A 13,742-nucleotide genomic window follows, 5' to 3' on the forward strand; every position below is an offset into this window, starting at 1 on the left:
AAGAACGCAATTATGAAGAAAGTATAAACTCTGCGGAGAGGTATATGGATTTCGCTACAATACAGTCATGAGAGGATGAAACAGCGATGAGAGACAATGTAAACATATTGCTGGTGGAGGATGATCCGGAAATCGCCCGCATTTTGATGGACCATCTTCGGCGTGAGGGGTATGGAGTGACTTGGGCTTCGAGCGGTCTGGAGAGCTGGGAAGATTTCAGGGAGGGAACGTATCAAATGGTCTTGCTGGATCTGATGCTGCCGGAGATGGACGGGTTCACGGTATGTAAAAATATCCGCCTGATCAGCGACATTCCGCTGCTTATGATGAGTGCGCGCATCGAAGAAGAGAGTAAGGTCAGGGGTCTCGGTCTGGGCGCTGACGATTATATTACCAAGCCGTTCAGCCTGGCAGAACTTACAGCCCGTATTAAATCCCACTTGAGCAGATATCGCAGATACCAGGGTGTCAAGCCGGAATCGACCCATCAACAATACAACGACGAGTTGTCGATCGACCCATTCAATCAACAGGTCCAGATTCGTGGGGAAGATGTCGTACTGACAGGCAAGGAGTGGGCTTTACTCACGCTATTATCCTCTCATCCAGGCCGTGCATTCACCAAAGCTGAGCTGTATGAACATGTGTGGAATCAGCCAGTTGCGGGAAGCTCGGGTACGGTTACCGTCCATGTAAAGAGCTTGCGAGCCAAGCTGGGTGACGAACCTCATCAACCACGCTGGATTCAGACTGTGTGGGGCAGCGGATACCGATTTGTAGGAGAGATAGTGGAATGAAGCTGAAGTACTGGTTGATGATTGCATTTCTTATTGTGATGCTGCTCCCTGTCGCTGCAGGATGGGCACTAATTTCCCTGTACAATTACCTTAGCGACCAGCGCTCCGTAGCGGAATATATAGAGTTATCCGGACGGCTGGCTCCCATTGAGCAGAGGTTATCTGACCCGGATCTATATCGGTTGCAATCTTCGGATGCCTATGCTTCGCTCTCTGGACTGGCTAGTGATCAAGTGAACGTAGACCTCTATTTACCTTCAGGTATCCGGGTGTACACATCCGGCGGGGATGCCTTGTCTGCTGGAGCCTATACCGTCAGGGGTTCGGAGCTATATCGCAATTTGTTCGACATGCAGATTCGTCATCGTACGTTTACGCTGAAAAAGCCAGTATGGGAAAAAGGCAAGCTGATTGGGATATACGAGATTACCATGCTTCGCAGAGAGTGGCTGGAAGGTATCTCGATTCGGACAACCTGGGTCATTGGGTTCGCCGGTGTTTTCTTTATCCTATTATATGGCACGGTGCTCTGGCTGCTATCCAGAAAGCTTTTTCGTCCGATGAGACATCTGATGGATCGAATGCATGCATTTGCACGAGGGGAAATTCCCATGGATGACGTACCGGCGGCACGTCGGGATGAAATGGGTATGCTGCTAGAGCAATTCGATGCGATGCAGGAGAAAGTCAGGCAGACTCAGACAGAGGTGGAGAAGGAACAAAAAGAGAAAGAGCTCATGGTCGCTTCGCTGTCTCATGATCTGAAGACTCCATTAATGTCCATCAGTGCCTATGCGGAGGCACTTAGTGTTGGTACTCCACTAGAACCTTCAGAGAGACGGGACTACCGGGATGTGTTGTTTGGTAATGTGAACCGGATGAAGCACATGATTGGTGAACTTGAAATGTATACGGCGCTGGGTTCCAGTGAACTGAAGATGGCCATGGTTGAGGTGGAAGGCGAAGAGTTTTTCGATATGCTTCTCGGAAGTTATGGGGGACTCGTCGAGCATGGACAGTTTGATGTGAAAACGGTTGTCCGCACAGACCGCCTCTACCGGCTTCATCCCGAGCAACTGATGCGTCTGACAGATAATTTAATTAACAATGCACTGCGTCACACAAGTACAAACGGTGTGGTGGGCCTGGGTGTTATTGCTTCAGATCAGCAGCTTCCAGAATGGATCATATCAACACTGGTGTTGGAGCTAGATAACTTCAGAACGGGATCAACATTAATTCTGGTGCAAAATGAAGGGCCTGCTATTCCCGAAGAACAGCTGAATCGTATTTTTGAACCTTATGTTCAACATCAGAACCAGGAAGAGAAGGCGTACGCGGGCAGTTCAGGTCTGGGATTAAGCATAGCCAAACGGATTGCCATCAAGCATGGAGGTGAGATGCGCATGTGGTCGGCAGAAGGATTAGGTACGCTGGCTGCATGCCGATTGCCTGAGATGTAAAGCCCTTAAACGAAATGAGAGAGGATGAATGACAATGATGAAAAAAGGATGGATGATGCTCGGTACAGCCCTACTTGCAGGGTCACTGCTCGGAGGTTGCGCGGAGAAGGATCTGGTTGGCCTGTCAGGAGATGAGATGATCGAGAAAGTTGTCCATGCAGAAACGAAACCCGCCTCATACTATGCCGAAGGTGTAATGAAAATGTGGTCGGATGACAAATTGAGTCACACGATGCACATAAAGGAATGGGTCGATGGAGAGACAGGACGTAAGCGCACAGAAACAGAGGAGAATGGCAATATCAGCTACGCGGTCAATGACGGAACGAACATTACCATTTACGAAAAAGAGACGGGCACGGCGTATTCAATGAACGTATCTGCCATGGGACAACAGCCTGAACAGACTCAAAAACAGATACTGGTGAATCAGCTGGAAAGGTTGCGGAATTCCCATGATGTGGATATGATGGGACAGGAAGAGCTTCATGAACAGGAAGTCATTCACATTAAGCTGACGCCGAAGGAAGAGGGTACCTTATCCATTTCCTCCGAGTATTGGGTAGACCCTAAAACATGGATGATTGTTAAAGTCATCAGCACATATGGTGATGAAAAGTCAGAAATGGTCTATGATCCGATACAATATGATCCGGAATTTTCTGAGGATACGTTCGTGATTGACATCCCCGAGGAAGTCGATGTGAAGGATCTGAACGATCTGACCCAGAGTTCGGAAGTGAGTCTGGAAGAAGCTGAGCAAGCTTTGGGACAACCCTTTTTGCAGGATCTGAACGGTGAGTTGGAGCTATCACGGATTGAGATGTATTCATCAAGCGGAGCGTTTGGCAGGAATGAAGTGACCTTGTATTACATTAACAACGACAAGGTTGAAGTGAGTCTAACGGTATTCAATGCGCCGGATGAAAATGTTGATAATACACTGCTGCCCGATGAATCCAAGGTGGAAATTCGAGGTACCGAGGGTTCGTATATGAAGAGCATACGAAACATATCATGGACTGAGAATGGATTGCGTTACTCCATTATGGGTGAGAACGAAGAATGGACGATGGAGAGGCTTCAGGCTTGGGCGAAGGAACTGAAGCTTTCCAATTAGATTTAATTTGAATTGTAGGAGAGTGTGAGTCACGCAATGGATAACACAGAGCTTAACAACAGAGAACTGCGGCGTCTCCACCCAAAAGTTAAACAAGCTACAGCCCTGACGGCCCTTATGGTCAATGGGCTGTTGACTCTTTTGGCCATTGGATATCTGATTGTCGCATGGGCTAGAGATTGGACGTTGTGGCCAGGCTGGGCTGCGCTCGGATTATTCACCTTGTCCTTCATGTGGTTTGGCTGGGCTCTGCCAGCTCTTCAATATCGTTATTTCAGTTTCCGAGTTGCTGAGGATGAGCTTGAAATTCATTCCGGCTGGCTGTGGATCACCGATACGATTGTGCCTATGACACGTGTGCAGCAGGTAGAGCTGGAGAGCGGCCCGTTGCTGCGTAAATATGGATTAGCTAAGGTCAGTATCGTTACTGCTGCAGCGACACTTGTGATCGCTGGTCTGGAGCGTGAGGAAGCGGAGCAACTCAAACGAAATATCGGGCATTTAGCCAAGGTGGAAGATCGAGATGAATGAACTGAATGAAACAAGGCGTCTACACAAAAGTTATATTTTGTTTCCATTATTCAGTGTCCTGAAATCGTTACTGCCGTTCTTCATTCTAGTAGTACTCAAAGGACTTAATTGGAGCGCAATCCCTTGGTATCTCTACGCAGGAGGAATTGCAGTTGTATTGCTGCCCTCTCTTCTATATGGCTGGTTGAAATGGCGGAAATTCAGCTATACCTTGCAAGAGGATCGCATCGTGCTACGGCGGGGGATGTTTGTAAGGGAAGAGAGATCTATCTATTTCAGCCGGATCCATGCTGTACAGACACAACAGCCTCTAATTCAGCGCATCCTTCGAATCGCACAACTTAAGATTGAGACACCCGGTGGCAGTAAAGAGGCGGATGGTGTGTTACCGGCGCTACGTGTTGATGAAGCGAAGCGAGTGGAGCGGTGGTTGTATCAGAAGCGGAGTGAGGCTGTGGTGAAAGAGCCTGCTGCGGTCACACCCGGACAACAGATGGAGACTTCTGGTACCGAGATAGGAATCCATGGTGAGTATGCCGGAATTAAAGGTGAGCATGGTACAGAACCCGGTCTAAGATCAGTTCATGAGACGGGTGCAGATTCTAGACCAAGCAGGGTGGAGGGCTTAGAAGTTCTAGAGCCTGTTGAAACGGAAGTGCCTGTGCAGCAGGAACAGCTGCTGCGATTGTCGGCCGGTAGACTGTTCGTGGGGGCATTAACAACCATGAATCTGCCGCTTCTTCTCGTTTTTGCCACAGGAACCTATTCTTTCGCAGATGATTTGTTACCAGATCATTTTTATCGACGTCTAGTGGAGGAAGCGGGGAGTTTGCCGGCCATATGGTGGCTAGGTCTTATTCCTCTCATGTTTTTACTCGCTTGGATTCTATCAGCGGTGTTATTTACAATTAAGTATGCTGGGTTCACGGTAGAACGCGAGGGTGGGAATATCTCCATTGTCTCGGGTCTGCTAGAACGCAAAAAGCATGTATTTTCACCTACCAAGGTGCAGGCAGTAGCTATTCGAGAAGGACTGCTGCGTCAACCATTCGGGTATGCGGAGGTTGAGATTTATGTACTGACTTCCGAGAAGGAGAAAAAAATGATGCTTCACCCGCTGCTACCCATGCGTGAAGTGAACGAACTGCTTGCAAGCATCGTGCCACAATATGAATTACAAGCAGATATAGCGAAGCCGCCGTCACGGGCGCTATGGCTGTTTCTCCGTTGGAAACTGCTGATTGCCATGCTGGTTGGAATCGCAGGAACGATATATTTTGGCATGGTGGGTATGGGGTTATTCTTACTACTGCCTGTGTTCGGTTTGTGGGGATATGCACGCTACAGGGATGAAGGGCTGAACATATATGGGAAGCAATTGTTGATCCGCCATCGGCAGATCTCCCGTTTAACCGTGTTAATGCGCCGCCCCCATGTGGTTACAGTGAATGCTATAGCAACATCCCGTCAACGTGCTAGGTCATTACTAACCGTAGAGGCAACATTAATGGTAAACCGTGGCGGCTGGAAGGCGACCTTCTTGGATCAAGCTCATGCAATTGCCGTCCAGAATTGGATGTATCAAGCTGCTCAGTACGCTGTACGCAGTAAGCCTAAGCCGTGACTAATCAACGAATAGGTACTTCTTCTTTCAATTAAAAGTCGAGGGGGAAACGACAGATGGAGAACAGCCAGGAGCGGATAGAGCAGCCTGGTAACAAGCCTGGTGGTTGGAAGCATGCTGGACTGTTATTGGGTGGGGTTGGCATATCTAATCTGGGTGATTTCATATACATTGTGGCTATCAACCTGATGGTGTTGAACATGACGCAATCTCCAGCGGCTGTAGCGGGATTATGGATCATCTCGCCAATCGCCTCAGTATGCACCAAGTTCTGGTCAGGCAGTGTTATTGATCGCTACGATCAACGCCAGTTGATGATTGGTGCGGATATTGTGCGGGCATTGCTGGTAGCCACACTTCCCTTATTTTCAAGTCTGTGGATGATGTATGCTGTAATGTTTCTAATTAGTATGTCATCCTCGATATTTGTACCCTCTTCCCAGGTGTACATTACTCGGCTTGTACCGGCTGAGCGGCGCAAGCGATTTAATTCGATGCAGGCACTCATTAGCTCGGGAGCTTTTATTACGGGGCCTGCTGTAGCTGGTGTATTATTGTTCTATTTATCCCCCGCAGTAGCGATCTACGTGAATAGTGTTTCGTTTGCCGTGTCCGCTCTGATTCTTATGCTGTTACCGAAACTGGGTATAGGTGAGCAGAGTGGTGGGAAGTCGAGATTGTCACCACGGATCATCGCTCAGGACTGGCAAGCTGTGCTGAGGTTTAGTCGCAAGAGCGGTTACGTTGTCGGGATATACGTCATATTTCAGATTGTTCTCGTCATTGGTATGTCGCTGGATGCACAGGAAGTTGTGTTTATTCGTCAGGTGATGAACTTGTCTGAATCTCAATATGGGGCATTGATGAGTGTTACCGGCATCGGTTATCTAGTCGGTTCGTTGCTTGTCACCCTGCTCGCCAAACATATTCCGATCCGTCATATGATGGGGATTGGCGTGCTTATGGTCTCGCTTGGTTATTTCCTATTTGCACGCTCGTTTTCCTTCGAGCTGGCAGCGTTCGCCTTTATCCTGCTTGGATTGTGTTCGGCACTTGCCAACACAGGTCTGGTCACCTTTTACCAAAATAATGTTCCAGTAGATCTCATGGGCAGGATGAGCAGTGTCATTGGACTGATGCTGAGCGCGCTTCAGGTAGCTTCTATTTTGATTGCAGGGGTAGTGGCAGAGTATCTATCTCTTCGTCTGGTGTATACGGTTGTCTCGGCAGCGATGATGTTAGTGGCACTTATTTTATGGATTACTAGTTTGCTTCCTTCAAGAAGTTCATATTATCAAGAGGCTGTGACAAAGAGTGCGACAATGAAGTAGGTTAGACTGAAGTTGAAGAACGAACGGCATAAGTGAGATAGCTCGACAAGAAAGAAAGAAAGTAAGTAAGTAAGTAAGTTGGAGCAGGGGTGTGTCGTATGGGGCGATTCAGAGAGAAGTTTGCCTGAATACCCGAACCTTAGGACACACCTGAACATACATAGAATTAACAACAGAGATGTAGATAAATGAGTAAGTTGAATACAACGATGTGACAAAAGTTCACAGTAGTTAACGCTTACATGTGGTGGAGAGACAACAAATCGTTAAGTTTATTGACATGAAACTTGCGGTCGATTACTCTTAATGAGTAAGATTATGTTTTCGTCGGATGACTAAATGTTTTATGATTTTAATACAGCGAATGATAACGAGCGGGAGAGACCTGTGCGAGCTGAGTAAGATGGCCTGCGATCAGGCACCGAAGGAGCAAGCTGCCTGCGCACCCGGCGCGGCGGTTAATCTCTCAGGTAAATGTACCATCGTTGGACGCAACTCTGGAGAGTGCGCATGATGCGCCACCCAAGGGGTATATGATTAAACAGCCTGGTACAGTATGTGTAAGAACAAGGCATGCACTGTATCGACTGAACGCTGTTGATCATGAAACTCTCAGGTATCGAGGACAGAGAGAGGGCTTAAGGCCTTCTTCTGTCCTTTTTTGATGTCATCATTCAGTAATAATGGAACATTATGGTTGAGTATCTGGATGGACATGACGAATACAAATGGAGGGTTTTTGGATGCGTTTTAAAGATGTTTTCTCAATTATTGGTCCGTCGATGACAGGACCTTCAAGTTCACATACGGCTGGAGCGGCGAGGCTCGGCAGAATAGCTCGTCAGTGGTTGGGTTGCACGCCAGAGCGCGCCCGGCTGACATTATACGGATCGTTTGCCGATACGTATCAAGGACATGGTACAGATCTTGCTCTCATTGGTGGATTGCTTGATTATGCGACAGACGATCCGCGAATACCAGATGCTGAAGAGTATGCAGAACAGGCGGGTATAGAGGTTGAGTTTTTCACAAGTGGCCTGCCTGCGCCCCATCCCAATACGGTCAAAATTGAGCTGTGGCACGGTGACCGTGAATGTTCATTGATCGGTGCGTCCATTGGCGGCGGCAGTGTATCGGTGCACGCGTTGAATGATTTTCGCGTCCAGATCAGCGGGGAGTTCCCAACATTGGTGTTGCGTCATGCTGACAAAGCAGGAGTGCTCGCATCTGTCACGTCTACGATTAGCTCCTCAGGCGTGAATATCGGCTATATGCAGGTAGACCGGAAAGCTCGGGATGGTGAAGCCTTGACTGCAATGGAGATGGATGGGGCACCAGACCCGGATATGTTAAGCCGTTTGAAGTTGCTGGATCATGTGCTGGATATTCGTGTAATAGATTTGAAGAAGGGAGTGAGTCCAGATGCGATTTAAGCATTTGCATGAACTGAATGCGATCTGCACGGCTGAATCCAAGACCATTGCTCAGTTGATGATTGAAGAACAAGTCCAAGAGACGAATACACCGGAAGCAGATGTTGTGCAGCAGATGTCGGAATATTATCAGGTGATGAAGGAAGCGGTTCATAAAGGGCTGAATGAAGATACGGTGTCCCGTAGTGGTCTGACTGGTGGAGACGGCAAGAGGATGGCGGAATACATTCGTAAAGGAGAGACTTGCTCAGGTGATGCTTCGGCACTTGCGATGGCGTATGCCCTGTGTGTCTCTGAAGTTAATGCATCCATGGGGCGAATTGTTGCTACCCCTACAGCGGGTTCGTGCGGCATTATTCCAGGTGTGTTCATCAGTTCCCAAGAGCGTTTTGGCTGGAGTGACGAGCACCTGGTCAACGGACTGTTCTGTGCTGGAGCGATCGGTTATGTAATTGCGAACAATTCGTTTATCTCCGGTGCTGAGGGTGGCTGTCAGGCTGAAGTGGGCTCTGCGATTGGTATGGCAGCGGGTGCTATGGTGGAGCTACGTGGAGGCACGCCAGAGCAGGTCGTTCATGCGGTTGGTTTGGCGTTAAAAAATACACTCGGTCTCATCTGCGATCCAGTCGCAGGTCTCGTCGAAATTCCTTGCATCGTCCGTAACGGACTAGGAGCCGTAACCGCTCTAGCGGCTGCTGATATGGCGCTTGCCGGAGTACGTAGCGCCATTCCGTCAGATGAAGTCATTGATGTCATGCTTGAAGTAGGTAGTGCTATGCCAAGCAGGCACCGGGAGACAGCTCAGGGGGGACTGGCTCAGACCCCGACAGGTCGGAAAATGATGGAGAAGCTTGCTAAACCGAAGGCAAAACGTGCACCGGAACCAGAGTTAGAAACAGACGGGGCAGCGGATTCTGCTTCAGAATAACATAGGAAGAGGCGCCTAGCAGCGTAGTAACCTTCTGCTGGCGCCTCTTTGGCGTACATGGGTTCGAAACGAAAAGCTGGCATAAGGGTAGTGTTGTACTGTGTCTAATTCGTACCGTGTGCCAATTGTAGCATCCGCCCCGTGCCGAGTGCTGACATCATGCAAGGCTTCTGGATGAAGCTTCGCCCGAACTCCATATTATTCCAGAGCCAGGCTTAACACCGCATATCCGTAGGCAGGAAGCTCGATCGCAAGTATGCCATCCTCTAACGCGATCCGGTGCTTCTCGCCAAACAGCTCATTCCAATCATCTGTTTCCGTCTCTAGCTCAACGATGGCAGTTTCTTCTGACCGATTGAACAAGATTAGAATGCGTTCTTCTTCATTCTGACGTTCCATGACAAGCTGGCTACCGCCTTCGCGTGCTTGTAGGAATCGAATGGTACCGTCTGCGCGTAGAGCGGGATGAGCGTGACGGAGTGCAATAAGTCTTTGATAAAAGTCGAACAGTTCGCGGTCTTGCTTCGTCTCGTCCCATTCCATACATTTGCGACAACCAGGGTCATGATCACCGTCTAGTCCAATCTCGTCTCCGTAATAGATACATGGCGCACCCATAAAACTGAATTGGAATAACGCAGCCAACTTCATCTTCCGTTGATCCCCTTCACAGAGAGTGAGCAAGCGGGGCGTGTCATGACTGTCTAACAAATTAAAAGCGACCTCGCTCGCCTGATGAGGATAGCGGGATAGTTGACGACCTATGGAATTGGCAAATTGCTCAGCATGCATTGTATTTTTGACAAAGAAATGATTGACCGCTTCGGTAAACGGATAATTCATCGATGCATCGAACTGATCGCCCTGCAGCCAAGCAGACGATTCGTTCCACACTTCGCCAAGGATATAGGCTTCCGGATTGGCAGCCTTCACGACCCGGCGGAAATCTCGCCAGAAGGCATCGTCTACTTCATCAGCGACATCGAGCCGCCAGCCATCGGTGCCTACCTCTTTGATCCAATACTCGGCAACCTCCAGCAAATAGGCTTTCACCTCGGGATTCTCTGTATTTAGCTTTGGCATATGGGCTTCGAAGCCAAAGGTCTCATACGTCGGAATGCCATCCTTCACATCCAGCGGAAACTCATGGACGTGGAACCAGTCCTTATACTTGGATTCTGCTCCGTTCTGCTGTACATCGACGAATGGTGCAAATGTCTTCCCAGCATGGTTGAACACCGCGTCTAGAATGACACGAATCTCACGATCATGGCACAGCTGCACAAGCCGTTTAATGGTCTCTGCATCTCCAAAGTGCCGGTCTACCCGCATATAATCTTCGGTATCGTATTTATGATTGGTTGTCGCTTCAAAGATCGGTGTGAAATAAATCGCATTAATGCCAAGTTCGCTGAGATAATCGAGATGGTCAATGACGCCCTGTAGATCACCGCCGAAGAAATTAAATGGTGTCGGCTCACCGCCCCAAGGCTCCACCTTCTCTGGATTAAGTTCAGCATTGCCATTCGCGAAGCGTTCGGGGAAGATCTGATAAAAGACGGCATCTTTCACCCAAGCAGGTGGCGTAAATACAGCACCTTCATGAATGTAGGGGAACTGAAACATTCGCCCCGGCTCATCCGGCTCTTCCTCTTGGAAGTCGGTTTCGGTCATCCAGATTTGTTCCGTTCCACTTTTGAGGAGGAAAGCATATTTCAGACGGTGATAAGGAGGGCGTACTTGCCCTTCGTAATAATCAAACATCGAATCCGACGTATACTTTGTTAGAGGAATTAATTCTTTCGTTTGTTCCCATGCGTATTTGTCCCCAGTCAAGGCGTGTGCCTCGGTGAGATCATTCTTTTTGGCGCGTAGACGCAAGCGAACAGTATCCTTGTCATAGGCGTAGGCCCAATTGCGTTTCGGTTGATGATAGATGGCTTCCAGCAGCATAGTAAGTATCCTCCCGTCGTAACACACAGCGTATGTTGGCATGTTGGATCGTAATCCCTCGAATGTGGTCGACTACTCTAAATGATGCAGAGCACCCCGTGCTTATGTAACATTTCCCAGATGAGTGATTAGGTTATAATGGAATGTAGAGGGGGCGCAGTACCCCGATGTCATGCATTTGTATTGATTGAATACAACAAGCTTGCCCTAATCGTGCAGGTTCAAAAAGCAGGCATGTTGAACATTCTTTAATATGCTTCAAATATATATTTAACCCAAAGGGTAAAGAAGGGAAACGAATCGAGCGTATGAAGCCGAAACTATTATACATTGAAGATGAAGTCGAAATTGCGACATGGGTTAGAGCAGACTTAGAAGAACGTGAATATGAGGTAATCTGGCTGGAAAGTGGTGAAGGTGCAACGGAGGCGGCGAAAGGCTGCTCTCTGATTATCCTTGACGTCATGCTTCCGGGTCTGGATGGATTTACGGTAGGACAGCGACTCAAAAAAGAACATCCTACTATTCCGATTGTGATGCTCTCGGCCAGAACGTCGATTGATGATAAGCTGCACGGGCTTGATTTTGCCGATGATTATGTCACGAAGCCCTTTCACCCGGATGAACTAGCAGCTAGAATCGAAGTCCAACTGCGTAAGGCTGGGACGAATATTATTGCGGATGAAGTTGTAAAACTCGATCATCTGTCGATCTATGAGAAGGATAACCGGATTGTGAATGAGCTTACGCAAGAGGAAGTCATTCTATCTGGGAAACAGTTTCATATCTTTGCGTACCTGCTTAGGCACATGGGCATGATTCGAACGAAGGAGCAAATCTATGAAGCGGTCTGGAATGAGCCCTATCTGGATGGGGACAAAACGTTAATGGTACATATTCGTCATCTGCGTGAGAAATTGGAGCGTGATCCAGCTAATCCGACCATCATTCAGACGATCCGTGGTGTCGGTTACCGCGTGAAGAAGCCATGACGTGGCGATTAGGCTCACGTAAGGTCAACAAGCAACAAGAGCAGAAGTCTGTGAAAAAGAAAAAGCTTCGTTTTGGACGATCCTTAATGTCCCGTTATATGTTTCTTATTTTGGCAGCCATTTTATTTGTGCCTGTCGTTCTTCCAATCACATCTATTATTTACGTGGTTGTGGTGAACAATGGCTATAACAATGATGCACCGTATGGTGACGTTAACCACATTAGCAACCTCTGGTCCAAAGAAGCGATGAAATTAGGCGATGCCAATTCAACCGAGGTTGATCAACGGATCAAGCAGCTACACAACAAGTATCCGAAGTCTTCCATGTATCGTGTGGATGAACGTGGGGATACGGTTTTTATGTTAGTCGGTGAGGGAGTAACGCTGTCAGAAGTGTCGGTAGGCGATATGGTCATGAAGACGCTGAGATGGACGATGGATGACGAGAAGACCATCGTGACGCAAGTGCCAACGGTGTGGGATGCGGCGAGTACGTTGCAATTTATGAAGGAAGCGACGTATCGAGATCCGCTCACGGTGGTTTCTTTTATTGAAGGCGGCGATCAGGATAAGGGGAAAGGCTTCATGGTAATTGAGGTTCCTCGTTACTTGATGCAGAAACAACAAAATAACTGGCCGATGGAGCTCCTGTACTTAGGGTTATTCATGGGCATCATCTTTCTGTTCTTCATTCTGATGTCGATTCTCTTCTTCGCTCGCATTCGCAAACGGTTAGTTCGCTTACAGACCGCAATGATGGCACCGGGGAAGGAAGGCATTCCGCTACCTGTCGATATCCGAAGAGAGGATGAGATTGGTCATCTGGAAGAGTCATTCAATGATATGGTGCGTCAGCTTACGGACAGTCGGCAGCGGGAGAGAGAAGAAGAGCAGCTTCGTAAACGTCTCATTGCGGGACTTTCCCATGATCTTCGCACACCGTTGACGGTTATTCGAGGGCATATGCACGCTCTGCACAAAGAGGAGCTAAGTCATACCGGCAATAGTTCATTACTGCGAATGGAAGCCAAGATGGAGGACCTTGGTGGACTTATCGACAACATGTTATCTTACAACCTGCTGACAAGTGGAAAGTATACGTTGAAGCTGGCAGAGAAGGATATGCTGCGGATTGTTAGGGAGGCGGCTGCGGCATGGTATCCAGTATGGGAAAAGGAACAGTTTGATATCGACATTGATCTACCGGACGAGCCTCTACTTTGGCAGGTAGATGAACAAGGCGTGCGTCGTATCCTCGATAATCTGTTTCAGAACATCGTCCGTTATGCAGCAACCGGCAAATATATTGGCATCTCGACAGAGCAGGTTCAAGGACAGACGGCTCTTCTGATTCAGGATCACGGCCCAGGTATGCTGGAGGATACAGGAACGAAGGGAACGGGGCTTGGTCTATCCATCGTTGATCTGCTGGTGCGTGAGATGGGTCTTCGCAAGAAAGTGGACAGTTCAGCTGAAGGGGTTCGAACCTATCTCTATAGCGGTTCAGGAGCGAAAGGCGACAAGACTCATTTTTAAACTAAACTTAAACTTCAGATAACGTTGATTTT

Annotated in this window: 11 protein-coding genes and 2 riboswitches; of the genes, 10 read left to right on the top strand and 1 reads right to left on the bottom strand. The window is 48.3% G+C overall.

The features are described 5' to 3' along the window. Positions 1–86: 86 nt before the first annotated feature. The 8 genes from V6W81_RS02240 to sdaAA all read left to right on the top strand — a co-directional run bounded on the left by V6W81_RS02240 (position 87) and on the right by sdaAA (position 9,227). Complete coding sequence (locus V6W81_RS02240) at positions 87–797, top strand: response regulator transcription factor (protein WP_145050180.1); 711 nt, start codon at positions 87–89, stop codon at positions 795–797. After that, on the top strand, positions 794–2,260 hold the full coding sequence (locus V6W81_RS02245) for a HAMP domain-containing sensor histidine kinase (protein ID WP_338541411.1): 1,467 nt from the start codon (positions 794–796) through the stop codon (positions 2,258–2,260). Before V6W81_RS02240 ends, V6W81_RS02245 begins: the two co-directional genes overlap by 4 nt. A 34-nt stretch (positions 2,261–2,294) precedes the next feature. Beyond that, positions 2,295–3,380 carry a LolA family protein gene (locus V6W81_RS02250; RefSeq protein WP_338541412.1) on the top strand — a complete coding sequence of 362 codons (1,086 nt, stop codon included), beginning with the start codon at positions 2,295–2,297 and terminating at the stop codon, positions 3,378–3,380. Between the two features lie 36 nt (positions 3,381–3,416). After that, entirely contained in the window at positions 3,417–3,911 is a 495-nt protein-coding gene (locus tag V6W81_RS02255; RefSeq protein ID WP_338541413.1) for a PH domain-containing protein, read from the top strand. Continuing rightward, positions 3,904–5,535 (top strand): PH domain-containing protein, encoded by a 1,632-nt coding sequence (locus V6W81_RS02260; protein WP_338541414.1) that lies wholly within the window; start codon positions 3,904–3,906, stop codon positions 5,533–5,535. The genes V6W81_RS02255 and V6W81_RS02260 overlap by 8 nt, the downstream gene beginning before the upstream one ends. A gap of 56 nt (positions 5,536–5,591) precedes the next feature. Then, entirely contained in the window at positions 5,592–6,866 is a 1,275-nt protein-coding gene (locus V6W81_RS02265; protein WP_338541415.1) for an MFS transporter, read from the top strand. Between the two features lie 365 nt (positions 6,867–7,231). Further along, positions 7,232–7,357, top strand: a riboswitch (glycine riboswitch). A gap of 4 nt (positions 7,358–7,361) precedes the next feature. Further along, positions 7,362–7,497: riboswitch (glycine riboswitch) on the top strand. A gap of 112 nt (positions 7,498–7,609) precedes the next feature. Further along, a complete protein-coding gene (gene sdaAB / locus V6W81_RS02270) occupies positions 7,610–8,299 on the top strand; it encodes an L-serine ammonia-lyase, iron-sulfur-dependent subunit beta (RefSeq protein ID WP_338541416.1) in 690 nt (229 codons plus the stop codon). Next, positions 8,289–9,227: an L-serine ammonia-lyase, iron-sulfur-dependent, subunit alpha gene (sdaAA, locus tag V6W81_RS02275; protein ID WP_145050194.1), complete on the top strand. Its 939-nt coding sequence runs from the start codon at positions 8,289–8,291 to the stop codon at positions 9,225–9,227. Before sdaAB ends, sdaAA begins: the two co-directional genes overlap by 11 nt. 198 nt (positions 9,228–9,425) lie before the next feature. Here sdaAA and V6W81_RS02280 read toward each other — a convergent pair whose 3' ends face one another. Beyond that, the gene (locus V6W81_RS02280) at positions 9,426–11,180 is read right to left on the bottom strand and encodes an alpha-glycosidase (RefSeq protein ID WP_338541417.1); all 1,755 of its coding nucleotides are present in this window, start codon (positions 11,178–11,180) and stop codon (positions 9,426–9,428) included. Between the two features lie 308 nt (positions 11,181–11,488). Here V6W81_RS02280 and V6W81_RS02285 point away from each other — a divergent pair, with 308 nt between their 5' ends. Both V6W81_RS02285 and V6W81_RS02290 read left to right on the top strand, forming a co-directional pair. Beyond that, positions 11,489–12,172, top strand: a complete 684-nt coding sequence (locus V6W81_RS02285; RefSeq protein ID WP_338541418.1) for a response regulator transcription factor — start codon at positions 11,489–11,491, stop codon at positions 12,170–12,172. Continuing rightward, a complete protein-coding gene (locus tag V6W81_RS02290) occupies positions 12,169–13,710 on the top strand; it encodes a sensor histidine kinase (RefSeq protein ID WP_338541419.1) in 1,542 nt (513 codons plus the stop codon). Before V6W81_RS02285 ends, V6W81_RS02290 begins: the two co-directional genes overlap by 4 nt. Positions 13,711–13,742 lie beyond the last annotated feature (32 nt).

The sequence above is a fragment of the Paenibacillus tundrae genome (assembly GCF_036884255.1).
Taxonomy (GTDB): Bacteria; Bacillota; Bacilli; order Paenibacillales; family Paenibacillaceae; genus Paenibacillus.

Bases quoted from the DNA above. Each gene is read 5' to 3' on its own strand.
- V6W81_RS02250 (WP_338541412.1), top strand. From the start codon at position 2,295: ATGATGAAAAAAGGATGGATGATGCTCGGTACAGCCCTACTTGCAGGG.
- V6W81_RS02260 (WP_338541414.1), top strand. From the start codon at position 3,904: ATGAATGAACTGAATGAAACAAGGCGTCTACACAAAAGTTATATTTTG.
- V6W81_RS02265 (WP_338541415.1), top strand. From the start codon at position 5,592: ATGGAGAACAGCCAGGAGCGGATAGAGCAGCCTGGTAACAAGCCTGGT.
- sdaAA (WP_145050194.1), top strand. From the start codon at position 8,289: ATGCGATTTAAGCATTTGCATGAACTGAATGCGATCTGCACGGCTGAA.
- V6W81_RS02255 (WP_338541413.1), top strand. From the start codon at position 3,417: ATGGATAACACAGAGCTTAACAACAGAGAACTGCGGCGTCTCCACCCA.
- sdaAB (WP_338541416.1), top strand. From the start codon at position 7,610: ATGCGTTTTAAAGATGTTTTCTCAATTATTGGTCCGTCGATGACAGGA.
- V6W81_RS02285 (WP_338541418.1), top strand. From the start codon at position 11,489: ATGAAGCCGAAACTATTATACATTGAAGATGAAGTCGAAATTGCGACA.
- V6W81_RS02245 (WP_338541411.1), top strand. From the start codon at position 794: ATGAAGCTGAAGTACTGGTTGATGATTGCATTTCTTATTGTGATGCTG.
- V6W81_RS02280 (WP_338541417.1), bottom strand. From the start codon at position 11,180: ATGCTGCTGGAAGCCATCTATCATCAACCGAAACGCAATTGGGCCTAC.
- V6W81_RS02290 (WP_338541419.1), top strand. From the start codon at position 12,169: ATGACGTGGCGATTAGGCTCACGTAAGGTCAACAAGCAACAAGAGCAG.
- V6W81_RS02240 (WP_145050180.1), top strand. From the start codon at position 87: ATGAGAGACAATGTAAACATATTGCTGGTGGAGGATGATCCGGAAATC.